The sequence below is a fragment of the Novosphingobium aquae genome (genome assembly GCF_037572715.1).
In the GTDB taxonomy this organism is placed as follows: Bacteria; Pseudomonadota; Alphaproteobacteria; order Sphingomonadales; family Sphingomonadaceae; genus Novosphingobium; species Novosphingobium aquae.
The window spans coordinates 149390-169797 of the sequence record NZ_JBBHJY010000007.1 but is presented as its reverse complement, the minus strand read 5'-3'; the positions used below and the strand labels follow the sequence as shown (position 1 = coordinate 169797).

Annotated in this window: 24 protein-coding genes; 1 reads left to right on the top strand and 23 read right to left on the bottom strand. The window is 60.5% G+C overall.

The window, feature by feature from the left end; translation table 11 throughout:
- Nucleotides 1-13: 13 nt before the first annotated feature.
- Genes WG900_RS14355 through WG900_RS14340 form a run of 4 tightly spaced genes read right to left on the bottom strand, consistent with a single transcriptional unit; the run spans nt 14 to nt 4445 of the window.
- The gene (locus WG900_RS14355) at nt 14-793 is read right to left on the bottom strand and encodes a hypothetical protein (RefSeq protein ID WP_339967978.1); all 780 of its coding nucleotides are present in this window, start codon (nt 791-793) and stop codon (nt 14-16) included.
- Nucleotides 790-1632: an SDR family NAD(P)-dependent oxidoreductase gene (locus WG900_RS14350; RefSeq protein ID WP_339967977.1), complete on the bottom strand. Its 843-nt coding sequence runs from the start codon at nt 1630-1632 to the stop codon at nt 790-792. Before WG900_RS14350 ends, WG900_RS14355 begins: the two co-directional genes overlap by 4 nt.
- A gap of 12 nt (nt 1633-1644) precedes the next feature.
- Entirely contained in the window at nt 1645-3993 is a 2349-nt protein-coding gene (locus WG900_RS14345) for a membrane-bound PQQ-dependent dehydrogenase, glucose/quinate/shikimate family (protein WP_339967975.1), read from the bottom strand.
- Nucleotides 3990-4445 carry a nuclear transport factor 2 family protein gene (locus WG900_RS14340; RefSeq protein ID WP_339967974.1) on the bottom strand — a complete coding sequence of 152 codons (456 nt, stop codon included), beginning with the start codon at nt 4443-4445 and terminating at the stop codon, nt 3990-3992. Before WG900_RS14340 ends, WG900_RS14345 begins: the two co-directional genes overlap by 4 nt.
- A gap of 185 nt (nt 4446-4630) precedes the next feature.
- Here WG900_RS14340 and WG900_RS14335 point away from each other — a divergent pair, with 185 nt between their 5' ends.
- Nucleotides 4631-5161 carry an ester cyclase gene (locus WG900_RS14335; protein ID WP_264415333.1) on the top strand — a complete coding sequence of 177 codons (531 nt, stop codon included), beginning with the start codon at nt 4631-4633 and terminating at the stop codon, nt 5159-5161.
- Between the two features lie 73 nt (nt 5162-5234).
- Here the strand turns inward: WG900_RS14335 and WG900_RS14330 are convergent, their stop codons facing one another.
- The 19 genes from WG900_RS14330 to WG900_RS14240 all read right to left on the bottom strand — a co-directional run bounded on the left by WG900_RS14330 (nt 5235) and on the right by WG900_RS14240 (nt 20315).
- Nucleotides 5235-5573, bottom strand: a complete 339-nt coding sequence (locus tag WG900_RS14330) for a nuclear transport factor 2 family protein (protein WP_339967972.1) — start codon at nt 5571-5573, stop codon at nt 5235-5237.
- Nucleotides 5574-5589: 16 nt separating this feature from the next.
- Nucleotides 5590-6222 carry a glutathione S-transferase family protein gene (locus WG900_RS14325; protein WP_339967971.1) on the bottom strand — a complete coding sequence of 211 codons (633 nt, stop codon included), beginning with the start codon at nt 6220-6222 and terminating at the stop codon, nt 5590-5592.
- 1 nt (nt 6223) lies between these two features.
- The gene (locus tag WG900_RS14320) at nt 6224-6649 is read right to left on the bottom strand and encodes a limonene-1,2-epoxide hydrolase family protein (RefSeq protein WP_339967970.1); all 426 of its coding nucleotides are present in this window, start codon (nt 6647-6649) and stop codon (nt 6224-6226) included.
- The gene (locus WG900_RS14315; protein ID WP_339967969.1) at nt 6646-7398 is read right to left on the bottom strand and encodes an SDR family NAD(P)-dependent oxidoreductase; all 753 of its coding nucleotides are present in this window, start codon (nt 7396-7398) and stop codon (nt 6646-6648) included. Before WG900_RS14315 ends, WG900_RS14320 begins: the two co-directional genes overlap by 4 nt.
- The gene (locus tag WG900_RS14310; protein WP_339967968.1) at nt 7395-8243 is read right to left on the bottom strand and encodes an alpha/beta fold hydrolase; all 849 of its coding nucleotides are present in this window, start codon (nt 8241-8243) and stop codon (nt 7395-7397) included. Before WG900_RS14310 ends, WG900_RS14315 begins: the two co-directional genes overlap by 4 nt.
- Nucleotide 8244: 1 nt before the next feature.
- On the bottom strand, nt 8245-8796 hold the full coding sequence (locus WG900_RS14305; RefSeq protein ID WP_339967967.1) for a VOC family protein: 552 nt from the start codon (nt 8794-8796) through the stop codon (nt 8245-8247).
- Between the two features lie 16 nt (nt 8797-8812).
- Entirely contained in the window at nt 8813-9202 is a 390-nt protein-coding gene (locus WG900_RS14300; RefSeq protein ID WP_339967966.1) for a MaoC family dehydratase, read from the bottom strand.
- Complete coding sequence (locus WG900_RS14295; protein ID WP_339967965.1) at nt 9199-9651, bottom strand: hotdog family protein; 453 nt, start codon at nt 9649-9651, stop codon at nt 9199-9201. Before WG900_RS14295 ends, WG900_RS14300 begins: the two co-directional genes overlap by 4 nt.
- Nucleotides 9652-9665: 14 nt before the next feature.
- The gene (locus WG900_RS14290) at nt 9666-10829 is read right to left on the bottom strand and encodes an acyl-CoA dehydrogenase family protein (RefSeq protein WP_339967963.1); all 1164 of its coding nucleotides are present in this window, start codon (nt 10827-10829) and stop codon (nt 9666-9668) included.
- Nucleotides 10830-10909: 80 nt separating this feature from the next.
- Nucleotides 10910-11461: an NADPH-dependent FMN reductase gene (locus tag WG900_RS14285; protein ID WP_339967962.1), complete on the bottom strand. Its 552-nt coding sequence runs from the start codon at nt 11459-11461 to the stop codon at nt 10910-10912.
- On the bottom strand, nt 11458-12222 hold the full coding sequence (locus WG900_RS14280) for an SDR family oxidoreductase (protein WP_339967961.1): 765 nt from the start codon (nt 12220-12222) through the stop codon (nt 11458-11460). The genes WG900_RS14285 and WG900_RS14280 overlap by 4 nt, the downstream gene beginning before the upstream one ends.
- A complete protein-coding gene (locus tag WG900_RS14275; protein WP_339967959.1) occupies nt 12222-12947 on the bottom strand; it encodes an alpha/beta fold hydrolase in 726 nt (241 codons plus the stop codon). Before WG900_RS14275 ends, WG900_RS14280 begins: the two co-directional genes overlap by 1 nt.
- Nucleotides 12947-13882: a VOC family protein gene (locus tag WG900_RS14270; RefSeq protein WP_339967958.1), complete on the bottom strand. Its 936-nt coding sequence runs from the start codon at nt 13880-13882 to the stop codon at nt 12947-12949. The genes WG900_RS14275 and WG900_RS14270 overlap by 1 nt, the downstream gene beginning before the upstream one ends.
- Nucleotides 13883-13931: 49 nt before the next feature.
- On the bottom strand, nt 13932-14771 hold the full coding sequence (locus tag WG900_RS14265; RefSeq protein ID WP_339967957.1) for a fumarylacetoacetate hydrolase family protein: 840 nt from the start codon (nt 14769-14771) through the stop codon (nt 13932-13934).
- Nucleotides 14772-14794: 23 nt separating this feature from the next.
- Nucleotides 14795-15568 carry an SDR family NAD(P)-dependent oxidoreductase gene (locus WG900_RS14260; protein WP_339967956.1) on the bottom strand — a complete coding sequence of 258 codons (774 nt, stop codon included), beginning with the start codon at nt 15566-15568 and terminating at the stop codon, nt 14795-14797.
- Nucleotides 15569-15578: 10 nt separating this feature from the next.
- Entirely contained in the window at nt 15579-17216 is a 1638-nt protein-coding gene (locus WG900_RS14255) for a class I adenylate-forming enzyme family protein (protein WP_339967955.1), read from the bottom strand.
- A 138-nt stretch (nt 17217-17354) separates the two neighbouring features.
- Nucleotides 17355-18134 carry an SDR family oxidoreductase gene (locus WG900_RS14250; protein ID WP_339967953.1) on the bottom strand — a complete coding sequence of 260 codons (780 nt, stop codon included), beginning with the start codon at nt 18132-18134 and terminating at the stop codon, nt 17355-17357.
- The gene (locus tag WG900_RS14245; RefSeq protein WP_339967951.1) at nt 18131-19132 is read right to left on the bottom strand and encodes a quinone oxidoreductase family protein; all 1002 of its coding nucleotides are present in this window, start codon (nt 19130-19132) and stop codon (nt 18131-18133) included. The genes WG900_RS14250 and WG900_RS14245 overlap by 4 nt, the downstream gene beginning before the upstream one ends.
- A gap of 19 nt (nt 19133-19151) precedes the next feature.
- Nucleotides 19152-20315 (bottom strand): acyl-CoA dehydrogenase family protein, encoded by a 1164-nt coding sequence (locus WG900_RS14240; protein WP_339967950.1) that lies wholly within the window; start codon nt 20313-20315, stop codon nt 19152-19154.
- Between the last annotated feature and the right edge of the window lie 93 nt (nt 20316-20408).

Genomic DNA, 20408 nt, shown 5'->3' with positions numbered 1-20408 from the left:
CTCCCTAAGCCGGTCAGGCTGCGCCCAACTTGTCGGTACCGGACGTCAGCACCCGGTCTCCCATCCGCAGGCGCGCGGCCTCTTCTGCTGCAAGGCCTGCGGCCGTGGGATTCTGCACGGCATCCTTGGTCAGCTGATCGGTCAGCCAGTCCCAATGGGTCATACGAAGGCTCTCCTGATCGACGCAGGATGCGCCAGCAAGCAGCGGGCTTTCCCGCCATGCCTCCCATGCCGCGGCGTCATTCACCTTGTAGATGCCGACATAATTGTGGCCCGGCGTCGTAGGGATCATCTGGCCGTAGGGGCGGAACATGGCGAACCCTGCCGATTTCACGCCCGGCCGCCTTGCAGCCTGCGGCAGGTATTCGCTGGCATACCATTCGCGCAATTCGGCATCCTGACCCGGTGCAGCATTGATCTGTTCCAAGATGACGCCGCCCGAATGCTGCGTGCCGGGATCGTTGTCGCGGAAAGCGATCGGGTAGTAGTGATAATCTTCCAGCACAGTATCATCGATGGCATCGGTCACCATCATCCGGGACGTCAGCGCATTGTCCCAATGCTCACGCGAGAAGCGCTCGGCATCGAAGACATCGTAAAGCGCCAGACACTGCCAGTCGAAGCTGTCGGGCAGGACCATCGGCTGGTCGGCACTGCGGCTGAAACGCTGGGCAGTGATCGAACCGCGAAAGCGCAAGGCATCGCGGACATGAATGTTGGTGTACCAGTCATCGAGGTCAGCCTCGCGGCCCGGGCGTGCTTTGGTCAGTACGACCAGAACGGCTTCGATCATGCTGCATGACCTTCCGCGGGTGTGAAGGGTTTGGCAGGTGCGCCCATCGTGGTGCGGTATGACATGGGCTGCTTGCCGTCCGTGTCATTCACACCATAGCGCTCGCCCAGTTCTGCGCCGATCAATGCCTGTCCGCTGAGCGCCATCAATTCTGGATCGCGAAACAGCGCATCGATCACAAGCCCGGTGAATTCGGGGGTTTCCCAGTGCGGCAGCATTGCGCGAAGGTCGTCGGGAATGTGCTCCGGCGGCATTGCGCGCACCGCATCGGTAAGGATGAAGCCGGGCCACAGCGAGATCGCGGCAACCCCGTGCGGAGCGAGGTCCACCGCCATATCGGCCATCATCTTGTCCGTGCCGGCCTTGGCTGCACCATAGGCGGGTCCATGAAAATAGGAGATCGCGCCGTAGAACGAGATGCTGGCGATCAAGCCCTTGCCGGCGGCAATCATCAGCGGAGCCGCATGCCAGGCCGCAACATAATTTGACCGCAGGCCGACATCGATCATGTCGATCAGCTTGAGCGGCTTTGCCCAGAAACCGCCCGGTGCGATCAGCAGCTCGGGATAGACAGCGGCGGCGTTGTTCACCAGAATGTCCAGCCCGCCCAGGTCCTGTTTCACCTGGGCAAAAAGGGTGGCAACCTGCGCATCGTCGGTGTGGTCGCAAACAATCGCCAGCGGCTTGCCACCTGCCGCCGAAATCTCGTCTGACACGCTCGCCAGATCGGCTTCACTTCGGCCGGTAACGCAAACCGTTGCACCTTTTGATGCGAGTCCGCGCGCAATGCCGCGACCCAGTCCGCGCGTCGCTCCAGTGACGACAGCAACAATGCTCATGGCGTTCTTTCCTTAGTTTGGGGGAGTGCGCGGCAGCGCATAGGCGATCAGCGTGTCGCTGTAGCCCGAGAGGATGCCGCCATGGCCGCCTGCCGCGATAACGACGAACTGGCGACCCGATGTGTCGGACCAGTAAGTCATGGGATTGGCATTGCCGCCCGCCGGCAAACGCCCCTTCCACAGCTCGCGACCGGTGCGGATGTCATAGGCACGGAACACGTGCTCCTGCGTTGCGCCGATGAAAGCCAGGCCCGATGCTGTAACCACCGAGCCGCCGATATTCGGCACCCCCATCGGGATCGGTAAGCCAGTGCTCAGCAGCAACGGTCCGCTGTCACGCATGGTGCCGAATGGCTTCTGCCACAGAAGTTTGCGGGTATTCAGATCAACTGCGCTGATCAGGCCATAGGGCGGCTCTGTACAGGGCGCGACAAGGGGCGAAAGGAACGGCGCGACAGATACGCCATAAGGCGTGCCTGCCTGCGCGACCGGACCTGCCACATTCTCGAAACTCGGCTTGGCGACGGGCCTCAATCCCATGTCATCGGCTGCCTTGCGCGGGATCAACCGGCTGTAGGTGACGACGTGCGACGAATTGACGATTGCGATTTTGTTGACCGGGTCAACCGCAATGCTGCCCCAGTTGTGCCCACCAAGCGAACCTGGCCAGGTAATGGTCGGTCTGTCAGCTTCCACCGGGGTCATCGGGCCATCGAACCGGGCTTCTTTGAATCGCAGTCGGCACCATGCCTGATCGACAAGGGCCACACCCCACATGGTCTTTTCGCTGGGCATGGTCCCGCGGAAACTGGGCATGCCGGTCGAAAACGGCTGGGTGGGGGAAGATCGCTCACCCACTGCGTTGCTCACCGGTACCTTCTGTTCGGTGACCTCTGCGATCGGCGTGCCGGTACGGCGGTCCAGCATGAACAGTTCGCCGCGCTTGGTGGGCTGGATCAGGGCGGGGCGGCCGTCGGCCAGATCGACCAGCACTGGCTGCGAAGCAACGTCGTAGTCCCACAAGTCATGATGGGTCGTCTGGAAGTGCCAGCGCGGCTTTCCAGTTGTCCCATCGAGAGCGACGACAGCGCTGGAATACTTGTCCATTTCGGCCGTGCGATGCCCGCCATAATAGTCAGGCGTGGCATTGCCCATCGGCACATAGACCAGGCCAAGCGCAGGATCTGCACTCATGACACTCCAGCTGTTCGGCGTGCCGGGGGTATAGGTTTCCCCAGGCGCAGGTTCGCCTGTGCGATCGGGCCTGCCAATGTCCCACGCCCACGCCAGCTTACCTGTTACCGCGTCATAGGCCCTGATAACGCCTGATGGTTCGCCAGTCGTTTGTCCGTCGGTGACCCAGCCGCCCAGAACCAGCTTGCCAGAGATGATCGTTGGCGGCGAAGTGACATGGTAATAGCCTTTGGGTGCGGCGCTCATGCCTTTCAGCAGATTGACAGCGCCAGCCTCGCCAAAGGTCTCGCAGGCCTTGCCTGTCTCCGCGTCAACAGCCAGCAGGCGGCTGTCGATCGTGGCTGTATAGACCATGGCCGCGCAGGGGGTTCCGGGCGGCGCGCCTTGAACCTGGAAATAGGTGACGCCGCGGCACGTCTGGCCGAAAATTCCCTCGGTGTCTGCATGCGCAGCATAGCGCCAGACCTGCTTCCCGGTCTCTGCGTTGAGCGCGATGATATCGTTATAGCCGGTGCAGAAATACAGCTTGTCGCCAATCTTCAGCGGAGTTGCCTCGAACGGGGCGGCTTCGCCATTGGGTTCCTTGCCCAGTGAAAACGTCCAGGCTTCTGTCAGAGCGCCGACATTGGCCGGGGTGATCTGCGACAGCCGGGAATAGCGATTGCCGCCTGCAACATTGCCGTAACTGGTCCAGTCCTTGGCCGCGGGGTCGATTGGCCCACCGTTCAGCCCCGCCAGATCGGTGCCGCCGGTTATCCGGTCGTTCCAGAAGATCCAGGCCGTGCCGCCGATGATCCCCGCCAATGCCAGCCCAAGCAATGCGCGGGACAGGGGACTGGATTTTGCCGTGCCAAGCGATTGTCTGACCCATGGGGTGAGCAACCACAGGCCGATTCCGGTCAGCAATCCCAGCCGGCCAGCAAGAGCCCAGCCATTCAGGCCGCTTTCCCAGATCGCCCAGAGCAGTGTGCCTGCCCAGAGCGCGGCAAAAACCTGAAGCGCCTTGGCAGACTGCTTCCATAACAGCCATGCCGTGCCTGCCAGCAGCATTGCGGCCAGCATGTAATAGAGTGAACCACCAGCCAGCAGCAATTGGCCGCCGATCCAGAACAGACTACCCGCAAGCAGCAGCAGGACCATCGCCAGCAGGCGGTTCAGCACTTTCATACCGTCATTGCCTTCACATGGTCAGGCAGGTTGTGATTGTAGCATTTCTTTTCGTAGAGGCTGGAAATCCGCCAGCCCTGGGCCGTCCTGCGGAACTGGTGGATGTACCAGAGACCGAAGAAAATGGCCTGAGGCTGCCCGTCATCGCCGGGGACGACCATCGGGTTGTGGCAAACGGTACGGGTCTCGGCAGTGTCGCCGTCAAACTTGTATTGCGTGGTCATCACCGCGTGCTGGGCCATGGGAATGGGGCCAAGACTGGCCCGCAGGAAGGCCTTGATTTCCGCCAGCGACCCTTTGACTCCAACCATTTCGCTGTAATCAATTACCGCATCCTCGGTGAAAAATTGGTCGAGCGCGTCAAAATCCTTGTCATCGACGGCATAGCAGTAGCCGACCAGAAGATCCTGAATCTCGAACCGGTCGGACATTTCGCCCAGTGAAAGTGCCATGATTCTGCCTCTCCGCAGCTGTCGTTGTTTCAGCTTGTGCTATCAGGCAGGCAAAATCGAAGGCCTTCCCAATGGTAGGTTGCACTCGGGGCAGCAGACCGGAAAAGCACATTCGAATGCGGTCACTTGCCTGTGATCGATCAAGCCCATGCCGCTACTCGTCGGCCTAACTATGGAGATACCTTATGGCCGGACGCCTTCCGCCTTTTACGCTTGAAGATTTCACCCTTTCGCCCGCCAAGCGCGCCGAAATTACGGGTGGGCTGACCGAACGCCAGGCCTTCATGGTGAACCAGTGGATGGACCTGCACGTCGCGCTCAACGCTGGCGACTGGGGCGGTTTCGATCGCTACATGAACACCGAAAAGATGACCTATGATAACCCGAACCGTCCCGATCTGGGCACGTTTGCGGAATGGTCGACCTCGCCCAAGGCGCTCTACACAACTTTCCCGCCGAGCCTTTATCGCACGTTGAAGGCCTGGGGTAACGGTGACGATGAAATCTGCGTGCTGTGCCATCACCACGGTAAGCACACCGGCGGTCCCTACATGGGTGTGGAGCCGACCGGCAACCAGCTTGATGTGCTATGGTTCAGCTGGATCAAGTTCGAAGGCGACAAGATCGTCCACATCTATTCGATCTCGGACGTACTTTCGATGCTGATCGATCTGGAAGTGATTCAGGCGCCGCAGCCGGTTGACCCTTACAAGTAAGACTTTTCAGCTTCTGGAGAGGAGGAGGGGGGAGGCTTTCGGGCCTCCCCTTTTTCGTATCCGGTTCCTGGACTTAGGCAGTCTGGTGGAAATAACGGACTTCCAGAACGCCGTCGGACACCTTGTAGGTCTCGATGCTGGGCATCGTCACGATCCCGTCATCCTGCTTCAGGTTGTTGTGGATCAGGGCGGCGGCTTCGTTGCCGTTGACCAGCAGTGTCACCACATCGGTCGTGCAGGAGCCGGCATATTGCTCCCACATGTCGATAATGGCCTGCGTGCCTTCCAGCGGTTCGCTGCCGACATATTCGATGGTGAAGCCTTCGGGGCCAAGCGTTTGAAAAGCCGCCAGAACGCCATCGCGGTCCTGCGCGTTCCAGAGCGCGTAGATCGAACGGATTTTTGTTTCCATGGTCGTGAACCTCAGGTCAGATGGGCTGGGCAAAGTCGTAGGCACCGCCGCGGGCAATGGCGCGGTGGAAGGCGGGGCGGGCATAGAGCCGCTGTTGCCATGCGGTGATCGTCGGATGGCCCGAGAAAGCGCCCACCGCCTTGGCCAGCTCGGGAATGAAGCTCATCTGGATGTCGGCGGCAGTGAACAGATCCCCCATCAGCCAGGTCTGGTCCCCCAGTAGCGTGTCGATATAACCGAGCGCCTGCTCAAGCTCTGCCGTGGCGGCGAGGTCGATCGGCTCGTCAACCAGATTGAACGCCCGGGCATAGACCTTGAACATCACCGGGTTCATGCCCGCTGAAACGGCGAAGTACAGGCATTCCAGAAAACGCATCTGGCTAGGCCCGGCCGGATCAGGCGCGAGGCGCCCTTCGCCATAGCGTGACAGCAGATACTGGGTAATCGCCCCCGATTCGCTGATCAGGCAGCCGTCCTCGTCCAGCACTGGCGACTTGCCGAGCGGATGCAGCGCCTTGATCGCTGGCGGGCCCATCAGCGTCACGGGATCGCGCTGATAGCTGACCAGTTCATAGGACAGTTCCAGTTCCTCCAGCAGCCAGACGATTTTCTGCGAACGCGAATTGTTGAGGTGGTGGAGCGTGATCATCCTACATCGCCGCCATGACGTCTTCGGCGCTCACGCCCATCTGGCGCATGACATCGCCGGTATCCCAGTATTCGCGCCAGCCGATGATCAGCCCGGCATCGTTCAGTTCGAAGACCGCGCAGACCCGCGATCCGACCTTGCGATCCGCTGCGTGCAAGGTGACGTGATCGGTGCGCTCGGTGAAGACGAACGGCCCCATCGCCGCCGACGCATGAATTTCGCAGCGGCATTCGTAATAGGTCTGGTACTGCTTTTCGAGCGCAGCGGCGATGGCGGTGCGGCCGACGATCCGGCTGGTTGCCGGAACCAGCGGTTGGTAATAGCCATCCTCGGCAAAATAGCTTGCCAGCTTGGCGAAGTCAGGTGTTCCCTCGACGTGGAAATCATCGAGAAATGCGATGACACGGGCATGGTTGGCTTGGCTCACAGGCTGAATCCTCCATCTACGATCAAAGTTTGCCCGGTGATGTATCGCGCTCGATCAGAGGCAAGGAAGGCCACAGCCTCACCAATGTCCGCGCCTGATCCAAACGATTGCAGCGCGATTTTCTTGCGTTGGGCTTCCCAGATCTGCGGTGTGTACATGGTCTGGAGATAGCTTGCCCCAAGGCCGGCATCGATAATGCCGGGAGCAACCATGTTGGCGCGAATGCCATTGCGCCCCTCTTCCTTTGCGATCGCGCGGCCCAGCGATTCCATGGCCGCCTTTGGGACTGATGACAGGGCGTCTCCCGGCGGAAAAGCATAGTTGGCGACCGAAACCACGATGACGAAATTGCCGCCGCCTTGTTCCCGGAACACCGGCAGAGCGGCCGCCACGACGCGGGTCAGGCCGATCACTTCCGTTTCGATCACCTCCCGCCATTGCGCTTCATCGATCTTGCTGACGTAGGGCTGTTCAATTGCGACGCCAGACGCGAAAACCACGGTGCCGATCTGCCCGAAATGGGCCTTCGCCCCCGCAATTGCGGCGCCAACAGATGCGCTATCGGTCAGATCGCAATGAACTGGCCAGCCTGCGCATCCCGGTGCCAGTTCTGCCGCCAGTTGCTTGGCCTTGTCGGCGCTCGAGTGATAGCCGATGGCCACGCCGTCCCATTCGTTAGCCAGTGCCAGAACGCTCTCCCGGCCAAGCCCGCCGGTCGCGCCAACCACAAAAGCCGCACTCCTGGTCATGCCGCTATCCTTTCCGGCGTCCGTGCCAGCCAATCGAGCAGTTCGGCGGCAAAGCCGTCATTGCGGTCAGCCGTGAACATATGACCGACGCCCATGGCCATGACCACCTGCAGCTGTGGCGTCAGTTCGCGGAACCGGGCGACGCCCTCATTGGTGAGGAGGTGGCTCAGTTCTGCGCGCACCAGCACGACAGGTGAAGTGATCCGGGCTGCCGCAGCCAGAATGGCCTCGCCCTCGCTGGGCGGATGCAGGAATTCGGCATGGCCAGTCGCGGGATCCCAGCGCCAGTGCCAGCGCCCGGCTGCATCGCGCCGCATCGAGCGGGCGAGGCGTGAGGCCTCGCCCAATCGCGGCTGATCCAGATGGCGGGCGAGCGAATCTGCGGCCTGGTCGAGCGTTTCGAATCCGGCTTCGCCCTCGGCAAAGAAAGCGCGGATGCCGTCAACGCCATCGTCGCGCATCATCGGGGCAACATCGGCCAGCATGACCAGCCTGACCCGGTCCGGATGCCGCGATCCACCGACCAGCGAAGCCTGCCCCCCGCGTGAGGCACCGACCAGTGTCACCGGGCGGTCGAAGTGCTGAAGCAGGCGTTCAACATCGCGTCCGTAGGCCTCAAGCAGATAGTCTCCGTCCGCCGCCCAGTTGCTCTCGCCATGTCCGCGCAGATCGAAAGTCACGCCGTAGAATCCGGCATCACCGACAATCCGCGCCGATCCGCGCCAGGCGCTGCGGCTTTGTCCGCCGCCATGGAAAAAGAGGACCGGCGGAGCTGCCGGATCGCCAAAGGCTTCCCCGACCAGATCCAGCCCGTCCCCCTTAATCCGGACGATTGACCCGGACAATTCAGCCTGCCGTGATTGGCACGGTTTCGGCGTGGCTGGGATGCTCGCCCGGGCCCTTGTAGGCGAACTTGTTCGGCGCATGGTGCCACTTGCCGTCGTTGCGGCTTTCATAGGGCGAAGCGACTTCGATCAGGCAGCCATGGGTGGACTGCGCGCCGACCCAGGACCACTTCTGCCAGGTCATGTCGGGATCGTTGTAGGTCTCTCCATCACCGGGAAGGTGCAGCCCCTCGGCCTTCAGCTTTGCCATCGCGCCGGGGACGTCATCGGTCGAGAAGCACAGGTGGTGAACATGTTCGCCCACCTTGTCGAGCCGGCGACCCATCGGGGTGCCGGGGCTGGGCTGGATGAACTGGATTTCGGTCGAATGGTCGTTGACGAAGGTTGCCCACTTCATGCCCTCGTCGTCCCCGCTGGAGAACTCGTCATACTTGACGATGCGCTGTTCCAGGCTCTGCGGATCGAGCACGCGCAGGATCTTGGTCCAGTCCTCGATCGCCTTGTCGAGATCGCGTACAACCATGCACACATGGGCAAAAGGTCCGCTGGGCATCAGTATTCTCCTATCATCAGATTATCAGGGTGGCGGTGCCGCTGTTGACCGTTCCGCGGTCCGCGACATTGAGAGTGAATTCGCAGGACACACGATTGCCATCGACTGCCGTCACTGTGCCGGAAGCCGTCAGGTGGTCTCCCTCATAAACATTGTCGAGAAAGCGCGAATCCATGGATTCGATGCGGCAACCCGGAAAGGCGGCCATCAGCATGTTCATCATGAAGGCCACATTCATCGGGCCTTGATTGATCCGCTTGTCGCCCAGACCCTTGGCTTTCACCACGTCGACATCAAGATGGATCGGATTGGGATCGGCGAGGAAAACCGCCCAGTGCTTCATCGCATCGGGACTGGCAGCGGGAATGACGAAAGGGGGGAGGGCATCTCCGACCGAGTAGCTCATGCGGCCAGCTCCTTGCGCGGCAGAACCCAGACATTGTCGGTTTCGAGCAAGGCATCGCCGCCGTCTGCGGGGTGCAGGCGCAGCCGGTATGTCAGTACGTCCATCACGCCCAGCTTGCGGCTCAGCTTGCGAACCAGGCTAAGGATTTCACCCGTTACCCTGTAGCTTTCACCCACCATCAACGGTGCGTTGAAGCGCACGCCGGACGAGCCCATCATCGGGCCATCCTCGACATCGAATTCGCAGGTATCGCACACGCCGGCGACGGTCTTGCCCATCGCGACCTGGGTGGCGATGTAGTAATAGATTGGGTGCGCAGAGCCATCTGCGGCAGGCTCGACCCCGGTCGAGCGGCACAGCGCGGCGTTTTCTTCTGCGGTGATGGTGAACACCTTCGTGCCATCAAGCGAGGTGCCGGCAACGGCGGGGGCGGGGGGGAATTCGTCCATCGGAACAGCCCTTTTCAGAACGAGCGTGGCAGGCCGAGATTCTCGGCAATGGTGTTGCGCACCATTTCGTTCGAGATCGGCGTCATGCGAAGGATGCGGTGGTCACGCCAGTAGCGTTGCATGTCGGTTTCCGCTGAATAGCCCATGCCGCCCAGAATCTGGATGCCAAGGTCCGCCGCTTCGACTGCGCGTTCGGTGGCGACCATCTTGAGCATGTTGGCCTCATTGCCGCAGGGCATGCCCTTCGCCTGCATCCACGACACGTTGTAAAGCAGCAGTTCGACGAGCTTCTGCGAAGTGGCAATATCGGCGACATAGTGCTGCAGGATCTGGAACTGGCCGATCGGTTTACCAAAAGCGTGGCGCTGCTTCATGTAGTCCAGCGCGTCTTCCAGCACACCGTCGATGGCGCCAAGGCACTGGGCGCCAACCATGATCCGTTCATTGTTCAGGCTGGGTAGCATCGCTTTCCACGCGCCATGCGGCTCGCCCAATACGTCGCTGTCGGGCACGAATACATTGTCGTAATGGACCTCGCAGCTGCCCATGGCGCGCATGCCCAGCTTGGGCAGCAGGCTCGCGGTTATGCCGGGGCTCTTGGCATCGACGAAGAACGCAGTCAGTCCGTGATGCTTTTTGACAGCATTGCGATCCGATCGCGCCAGTACCAGCAACCGGTCGGCAACCTTGGCGCCCGTGGTCCACATCTTGGCGCCGTTGATCACCCAGCCGCCATCCACCTTGTCAGCAAAGGTCTTCATCGCGCCAAGAACATCGGTCCCGCCATCGGGCTCGGTCATCGACAGCGAAACGCGCAGGTTCCCGGCGGCCATCTCGGGCAGCCATTTCTGGCGCTGCTCTTCGGTCCCGGCAACCGTAAGCGTCTTCGCCCCGCCGAATGAGGTCAGGCCCCAGACCCACAGCAGCCCGCCTGCCGTGCGCGCCATTTCCCGCGCGAAGATCATCTGCATGACGACATCGCCGCCAAGGCCGCCGTATTCCTCGGGAATACCGATGCCGAAAAAGCCCTGCTCTTTCAGCTTGTCCCAAATGACGAAGGGGTAATTTTCTTCGTCAGCCTCAAGCTGGCGCATGAGGTCCTTGGGAAGTTCGGCGTTCACCCAGCGACGTACGATGTCGCGGAAAGCCGACTGTTCCTCGGAAAGCTCAAAATCCATCGCTCGCAATACCTCTGACTTCCGCTCCCTGATCAATGCAGCCACGTTTGCGGACACCTGTCGCGCGATAGGGCGGAAGATCACCTTCGCAGAAATGAAATCTGCTGATCAACCATCATGCGGATCTGGCTTTGCACAGCATCAGACTGCACTGGATCAAGACCATCAGGTCCAGGAATGCTGTTGATCGCAACACCAATCGGTGTCGGCCAGCCCCGCAGGGCGTGGGTTATGCTGCGCAGCTGGTTCATTGTCGCAACAGCTGCCTGCCATCCGGCTGCAGTCGCCAGGCAGCCGACCGGGATACCGCTCAGATAGCAACGCTCATCCCGGCTTGTGTCCTCGATATAGTCGAGTGCATTTTTGACCAGTCCGGACAATGCTCCATGATATCCCGGTGATCCGATTATGAGCGCATCTGCATCTCGCACAGTTTCGACCAGCCGCAATGCTTCAGCGCTTCGCTCGGTCTTTTCCGGAGCATAGTGCGGCAGCGCAATGGCCTCGGCGCCAAGGAGAGTGGTTCGCGCGCCTAATGCCTCGGCAAAGCCCAAGGCACTGGCCAACGCTCTCTCGGTTGAACTCCCGGGTCTCGTCGTACCGCCGATAGCGACGAAATGCGGCTGGCTCATATCGACAGCCCCCCTTCAACAGCCAGGATCGAACCGGTCACATATGCGCCGGCGCGTGAAGCAAGGTAGATTGCGGCCCCGGCCACATCTTCCGGTGTACCGGTGCGGCCCCGAGGAACGGCCGATTCTACCATCTTGCGCATCGCATCGTCGGTGATCACCGTCATGTCGCTTTCGAAGAAACCGGGAGCGATGGCGTTCACGGTAATGCTTTCTGCCGCCAGCTTTTTCGCAAGTGACCTCGTCAGCCAATGGACCGCGCCCTTGGACGCCTGATAGCTATAGACCTCGCGCGGACCGACCTTCAGCGCGCCGACCGATCCGATATTGATCACGGATGCTGGCCGTTCTGTGCTGCCGCCGGCGCGCAGCAGCGGCAAGAGCTTCTGGATCAGGAAAAACGGTGCTTTCAGGTTCAGGTCCAGCACGCTGTCCCATTGTTCCTCACTGAAGGAATCAATCGGGGCGTCGGATAGTGTTCCGGCATTGTTGACCAGGATGTGCAACGCAGGCTCAAGCAAAGAGACCTGCTCGACCAGTTGGGCAATGCCTTCGATGGTTGAAACATCCCCGGCAATGCCAACAACGTCTCCGTCCATCTCGGCGGCGGCGGCGGCAACCTTTTCCGCATTGCGCGCGCAGATGTAGACACGTGCGCCTGCCGCGGCGAGGCCCGATGCGATCATGCGGCCGATGCCCGCGCTTCCCCCGGTGACCAGAGCCAAGCGGCCCTTGACCGAGAACAGGTCCGAAATGTCCATCAGCGGGCGATCTTCAGGATGATGTCGCAGACGCCTTCGGGATCGCCGACATTGAAGGCGTGATCGCCAGGATGGTCATGCACCGGCCAGCCCAGGGCCCGGGCACGATCGTGCATCATGCCCATGATCGTGTGCTGGGCCGCGACATAGTCGGCCGGGTGGGTGATCGATTCCGCGCCAACGGCAATGGCGCAACTGGTTGCGCGCATCGGCTGGTCGGAAAGATGATCGAGCAGCCATTTCTCACGCGCTGGGTCCATCATGTGCGGATGCTGCTTGGCCATTTCGCGCTGCTGAAGGTGTACGCCAGAGCCGATCGGACCTTCGCCTGATTCCAGCATGGCATCCAGCCCGGCTGCTTCGGCTTCGCTGGCAAATCCCATCAGCGAGGCAATGCGTTCCCCGGCATATGTGATGATCGAATCGAGGAAGATCACGCGCGACACCCGGTCGCCTGCCTGAGCCAGCACGCCGGGAGCTACCGTTCCGGCATAGGAGTGTGCGACCAGCACGACATCGGTCAGATCCTCATACTTCAGGACATTGACCACATCGAGCACGTGAACGTCATTCCCGGCGCTGCGGCTGATCAGATGCTCGCGCTCACCAAAACCGGTGAAAGTTGGCGTAAAGACCTTATGGCCCTTCGCTTCGAGGATCTCTCGGCAGAACTTCCACGTCCAGCCGCCCATGCCGCCGCCGTGCATCAGGACAAATGTCGTCATTATGCGGGTGCTCCGGGTTCGATATTGGTGACGAGATCCGGTGGAACGTCAGGTCCCCAGAGGTAGAAGCTGTCTTCCGGCGCGTGCTGGGCCGCAGGCCATTCGCAGTCAGCTGGAATATAATCAATGTCTGCCGAAAACTCGCAATAGCTGCCCCATGGATCGCGTGCGTAGTAGAAATAATTTCCCCCCAGAACATGGCGGCCTACGCCCCAGCCTTCCTTGAAGCCCGCGCGGAACATCTGCGCTGACCCAAGGCCGACTTCCTGAATGGAACCGACATCCCAGCTTGCATGGTGCATGCCGCGGTGGGTGGAGCCTACCAAGGCAAGCATATGGTGGTCGCTGCCATGCGCACCGTGCAGGAACGCTACGACGGGACCGCTGCCATCGGACAGGCGCAGACCGAGTACCTGTTCATACCAGGCTGTCGCTGCGATCGTGTCGGTCGTGTAAATCGCGAAGTGAGACAGGTTGCGGGGGTGTGTTTTTGGTGCTGCCGAATTAAAGATCGCACCCGATGTTCCTGCGGCCGATGAGACTGCTTCAAACCGCGTCTTGTCATCCGGCGAGCATTTTTCCGCGACCCGGATATTGAGCGGCAGGCCATCGAAGCCTTCGAACCAGATGCCCTCGGCGCTCGCTCCAGCCGGCGCGGAAATCCGCTTGACGCCCAATGCAGCAAGATGGTCTGTGAAAGCAGCTTCGTCATCTGCGTAAATGCCGAAGCAGATGTAATGCAGACGCTTTGCAGCGGCTTTGTAAAGGCGGCCCCAGCAATGCGGATGGCCGGCAGTGTAAAGCGCCAGGCCGCCGGCTTCGTCACGCACATCAAGGCCGAATGCGTCATAGAAGCGGCGCGCTTCTTCAAGATCAGGCACTTCGAGTCCGAAGTGATCGATTGAATGGACGGCCAGAACGTTCGGGCGCTTCATCACTCTCTCCTTCAATCCTGCCTCTCCGCTTGGAAAGGTCATCTCTCTGTTATTCGGCGACAATCGGGTTGCTGAGCAGGCCGATTCCTTCGATCTCGACTTCGCAAACGTCGCCTGCCTTCATGAAGACCGGAGGATTGCGGGCAAGGCCGATTCCGCCGGGTGTGCCCATGACCAGCACGTCGCCAGCTTCGAGTGTCATGAAGGTGGAGAGCAGCGAAATGGTGCTGGCAACGTTGAAGATCAGTTTGTCGGTGTTCGAACTCTGCATGACCTGACCATTCACACGGCACTCGATCTTCAGGCCAGCTGCGCCAGCGGGCAGCTCATCAGGCGTCACCAGCCAAGGCCCAAAAGCGCCGGTATCATCAAAGTTCTTGCCTGCAGTCCACTGCGGGGTGCGCATCTGGTAATCACGGATCGAACCGTCATTGAACGCGGAATAGCCCGCGACGTGGCTCAGAGCATCGGCTTCAGCGATGTTCTTGCCGCCCTTGGAAAGCACTGCCACCAGTTCGGCTTCCCAGTCCAGCTGGCTGGAAACCTTGGGTAGAATGATCGGCGCACCATGGCCGATAAGGCTGGATGGAAAACGGGCGAACAGCACCGGGAATTCTGGAATGCCAAGGCCTGCTTCCTCGGCATGGTCGCGATAGTTCAGGCCCAGGCAGATGATCTTGGAGGGGCGGACCAGCGGCGACAGGAAGGTGAGGCTCCCCTCATCCACTGCCTCTCCCGCTGCTGCTTTCGCTCCGGCTTCAGCCAGCGTACCGGCAGCAATGTGGGCATCGAGATCGGCAATGGCATCGCCATAGGCGATGGTGACCTTGCCACCTGCAAGGGCAGCAAGGCCAATGTTACCGTCTTTGGTGACTCGAGCGAGACGCATGGTATTCTCCGTGTAAAAATGGCTTATTTGCTGGCCTTTTGCCCGGTTCCGCCACCGGTTGCAGGCATGAGATTATTGCTCATCCCGCCATCAACGAGCATGTCGATACCGGTGATGTGGCTGGCCTGAGGGCCAATCAGAAACAGTATGGCATTGGCGACATCTTCGGCCGTGCCCAGCTTTCGCAGCGGGATCATGGCTTCGCGGGCTGCGCGGCGATCCGGATCGGCATAGCCCGCCTGCGTCATCGGGGTATAGGTCGGCCCGGGAGAGACAGTATTGCAGCGGATCCCGTCTGGCCCCCACTCAAGGGACAATTGGCGCACCAGCATCAGCAAGGCGGCCTTGCTCGATGAATAGAAGCCAAGTCCCGGCGTCGGCTGCGTGGCAGACATCGACGCGGTTGCCACAAAGGCTCCGCTGCTGGCCGCCAGATAGGGGTGAACGGCCTTGGCCAGCAGCCAAGTGGCGCGGGTGTTGATCGCATAGATCCTGTCAAACAGGTCCACCGTCTGATCGACCAGAGGCGCGCCCGCGATAATACCGGCGTTGCTGACCACGGCATCAATGCCGCCCATATGGGCAAGTGCCGCGGCAACGATCATATCGCCGCAATCCACACTGGAAAGATCAGCGACGCATGTACCAGCAGAAGCGCCAAGCACAGCTGCCACGCTGGCCAGACCTTCCGCATCGCGGTCACTAAGCAGCATCTGGTGTGAATTGCTTTCGGCCGCCAGAAGCTCTGCCACTGCGCGGCCAATGCCGCTTGCCGCACCTGTAATGATAACGCGCATCGTGGCCTCCTCAGTCCGTCAGTCCAAGCTCTGCCATCAATTGCTGGCGGAGCTTGAATTTCTGTATCTTGGATGCTGACATGGGCCATTCTTCGATGAAACGCACGTGTCGGGGCACCTTGAACGATGCAATGCGTTCTTTGGCATAAGCTATCAGCTCATCGGGAGAGACCGATCCGTCCCTGAGCTTGACGTAAGCAGCCGGAACCTCTTCCAGGCGTGCGTCGGGAATTCCGATGACCTGGGTTAGTTCGACTGCTTCATGTGAATCGAACACGGCCTCAACCTCGGCCGCCGCAACGTTTTCGCCGCCAACCTTGAGCATGTCCTTGAAGCGGCCATGAAAACGCAGATGGCCATTTGCATCGACCGAGCCGATGTCGCCGCTGTGATACCAGCCTGAGCTATCGATAGCTTCGGCAGTCTTCACCGGATCGCGATGATACCCGTCGAGCATGTTGTAACCGCGGATCCAGACTTCGCCGCGCTCGCCAACCGGCACTTCCTCGCCAGTCTCGAGCGAGACAATGCGGACCGATATGCCTTTGAGCGGGTAGCCGAGCGCTTCAAATCCGAGCTCAGGGTCCATATCGAAACCGCCCGTGGAAACGATGCCGCTCGCTTCCGACATGCCAAAGGTGCCCACTTGCAAGGCGTTTGGCATCTTGGCGCGATAGGCATCGCCAACGGATTTGGGCATCTGGCTGAAGCAGCTGTTCATCAGCCGGACCGATGTCATGTCGGCGTCGTCCCATGCCGGATGGGCGATCATCGCCTGATGGAAGGTGACGAACGGCAGAAACACCATTGTGGCCTTTTCAGCCTCTATCTGTCGCAAGCTTTCACCCGGATCGAAGTGCGGCTGGCCGATAAAGGTTCCGCCCACCTCGATCGCGCCGAGCATGGCCAGCATGGCAGCGATGTGGAACAGCGGCATGGGTGACCACACACGCTCATCGGCCGTAAACATCCAGCGATTGCGGGCAAGGTTGCTGGCCTCGCGGCAAATCGCTTCATTGCTGAGCAGGCAGCCCTTGGGGTTGGCCGAAGTGCCAGAGGTATACAGGATCATGCAGGTATCGCGCAGCCGGACCGACAGGCGTGCCTCGTGCACCTGGGTTTCATCGGTGGATTGCGCGGCGGCATCAAAATCGGCTTGTCCGACAAAACCTGCCGCCTGTTTGCCGCCATGCAGAATGAGGCGGCGCAGTTTTGGCGCCTTGGCAAGCGAAAGGGCCAATGGATCAGTGCAGTCGGCGATGGCCGGAAAGGCTTCACTCAAGCGTGTCGCGAAATCGACGAAATCGTCAGACTCGCTGTTGGTGATGACTGCAACTAGATCGGCATTTTCGACGACATAGGCGATTTCTGGCGCCCGATAGCGGGCATTCATCAGCACGGAAATGCCGCCAACCATCGAAACAGCAAACAGCGTTTCAACGAATTCGGTACCCGAAGGCAAGAGGATGCCGATATGGTCGCCGGGCTTGATTCCCAGCCCGATCAGCCCACGTGCGCGGCTCAGCACCGAGCGGGTAATATCGCCATATGTCCGCCGGCCCGACGGAAATACGATGGCTTCCTTGTCCGGATATTGGTCCCACGACTTCAACAGCATGTCACCCAGCGGGCTGACACTGATGCGCATCCGGGCAGGATCTTCGCTTATCCCTGACAAGGCAGCATTCTCCATCGGCAGGCGGCACGAACTGCCTGATTTGTCAGATTGGCGTTGCCGCGGCTTTGCCGGGCCTTTCCTAGGATAGGTCGAACAATCATGGAGGTGTCAGCCGCACCCGACCACGCCGCCATCAACGGGGATTTCGGCTCCGGTGACATAGCCGCCAGCGCGCGATGCAAGGAAGACAATGACTCCGGCAATTTCGTCTGCCCGGCCCATGCGGTGCATCGGGATATGGGCAAGAACTGCCGGATCGGTCTGTTCTTCGTCGCGCAGGTGCGCCGTCATCTTGGTCGGAAAGAAACCAGGCATCACGACATTTACATTGATGTTGCGCTGCGCAAGATCACCCGCCAGATCGCGGCTCAACATGTGAATGGCTGCCTTGCTCGCTGCATAGGAATAGGCACTCAGCCGCTCGGTCACTTTGCCAGCAACTGAACCGATGTTGATCACCCGAGCTGGATCATCGGACGATGCTGCCGCTTCCAGTTCCGGCAACAGCTCGCGGACAAGGGTGAAAGGCGCCTGCACGTTGACCATCATCACACCGGGCCAAGCCTTGTCAGGGAAGGTGTCCAGTGGACCGCCCCAGGTCTTGCCTGCGTTGTTGACGATCACGTGCAGCTTGCCGCCGAATGTCGCGCGCACACGGCCAGCAAGTTCAACTGCAGCCTCGGGAGTCGACAGGTCGCAGGGCAAGGGAATGCATGTCCCTAGCGCAGACATTTCAGCTGCAGCTGTTTCGCAGATGTCCGCCTTGCGCGAGGTGATCGCCACAGTCGCGCCGGCGCGCAACAGGCCTTCGGCGATCATGCGGCCGAGCCCCTGTGCCCCGCCGGTGACCAGCGCCGTCTTGCCGGTCAGGTCGAAAAGGCCGTTCATACGGTGATCACCACCTTGCCGAACTTGTGTTGTTTTTCGAGATAGAGGAGCGCTTCGCGGGCTTCTGCGAGGGGGAAGGATTTTTCGATGACCGGCTTGATCTGGTGCTTGTCGATAAAGGCCAGCATGTCGCGGAAGTCTTGCGGATCGCCAACCTGGCTGCCGACGATGCTGGCGCTCTTGAGGAAGATGCCCGTGGCGGTGACTTCGAACTTGTCGCCCGCCGTCGATCCATAGATCACAATGCGAGCGCCCGGATTGATCGCGCGGACATAGTTGGCATAACTGGGGGCGGGGGCCCCATCTAGCACGACATCGATGCCGCCGGTCAACTTGCCAACCTGCTTGCGCCATTCGGGATCGGTGAACAGGAGGCCGCCCAGAGCGCCCATTTCCATTGCCCGGTCCAGCACGTCCTGGCTTTCGCCGGTGACGTAGACCTTCGCGCCCAATGCCACGGCGAATGCCAGCCCGAAGGTCGCAACACCGCCGCCCACGCCGCTGATCAGCAGCGTATCGCCCGGCTGGAGCTGGCCCTTGAACATGAGTGCACGCCACGCGGTAAGGCCGGTAAGCACGGTGGCAGCGGCTTCTTCCCAGCTCATCCCCCTGGGCTTGGGCGCGATGCTGTCCACCGGCACGCAGACATATTCGGCAATCGTTCCGGGGTGGGGCATGCCCAGCAGGCCGAATTCGGCCTGCGGTGCGTGGCGGTTGCTACCCCAGTCCCGACCGGGGTAGATCACCACTTCATCGCCCAGTGCGACGCCGGTAACACCTTCGCCGATCATATCGACCACACCAGCGCCATCACAGCCCATCGTTGATGGCAAGGTCATGCCCGGATAGAGCCCGCGCGCGATCCACATCTCGCGGTGGTTCATCGAGGCTGCCTTGATCGCAACACGCACCTCGCCCGCCTTGGGCTCTGGCGTTTCGACATCAGCAACGCGGACGGCTTCGGGGCCTTCGGTGGTTTCGAGCAGCAGGGCTTTCATGGGATTGGTTTCCTTGAACTCAGAACGATCGGGGAAGGCCAAGAGATTCGGCTATGCCGTTCCTGACCATTTCGTTGGTGATGGGGCCGATCCGCCACAGGCGGGAATCGCGCCAGTAGCGCTGCATGTCGGTTTCCGCAGAATAACCCATGCCGCCCAGGATCTGGATGCCCATGTCGGCAGCCTTGTTGGCGTTCTCTGAGGCAAACAGCTTGAGCATATTGGCATCGGTGCCCACGTTTTCCCCGCGGGCCTGCTTGTCGGCGCAGGAATGCAAGAGCAGCTCCGTGGTGCGCTGCATCGTGGCAATATCGGCGACGTAATGCTGCAATATCTGGAATTGGCCGATGAATTTCCCGAAGGCCTTGCGCTGCATCATGTAGGCGAGCGCGTCTTCGAGAACGCCGTCGATCACGCCAAGGCAGAAGGCACCGACCATGATGCGTTCGTTGTTCAACGTCGGCAGCAAAGTGTACCAGGCACGGTTTGGCTCGGCGAGGACGTTCTCATCCGCCACGAACACGTTGTCATAGACCACGCTCGAACTGCCCATGGAGCGCATGCCCAATTTCGGCAGGTTGGTGATTTTTACGCCGTCGCTTTTGGCCGGAACCCAAAACAGGGTCAGTCCCTGATGCTTCTTTTCAACGTTGCGATCCGTGCGGGCAAGAACGAGCAGATAGTCAGCGACGTGGGCCGAAGAGGACCAGATCTTTTCGCCATTTATCACCCACCCACCATCAACCTTGTCTGCTGTGGTGGTCAGACTGCCAAGCACGTCGGTGCCGCCAGCAGGCTCGGTGAACGAGATGGCGGCCTTGAGTTCGCCGGCGGCAATCCTGGGCAGGTACTTGGCCTTTTGTTCCGGCGTTCCATAAAGGCCGATCGACTTTGTTCCGGCGAACGAAGTGATGCCCCAGATCCAAGAGAGCCCGCCGAGCGAGCGGGCCAGTTCCCGGGCAAGCAGCATCTGCATGACAACATCGCCGCCCTGACCGCCAAATTCCTCATCGATGCCGATGCCGTGGAATCCCGCTTCGCTGAACTTTTCCCATAAGGCATGGGGATAGTTGTGCTCGTCAGCTTCTAGCTTGCGCGCCCAGTCCTTGGGGCATTCATTGTCTACCCAACGACGCACCATGTCACGAAACGCGCGGTGTTCTTCAGGCAGTTCGAAGTCCATGCAGGGCATCACTCTCATCGATGGTCACTTGAACAATGACCTTTATTCAAATCAGTCCCTGTCCGCTTGTCCGACGCTGGCCACCTATCTGTG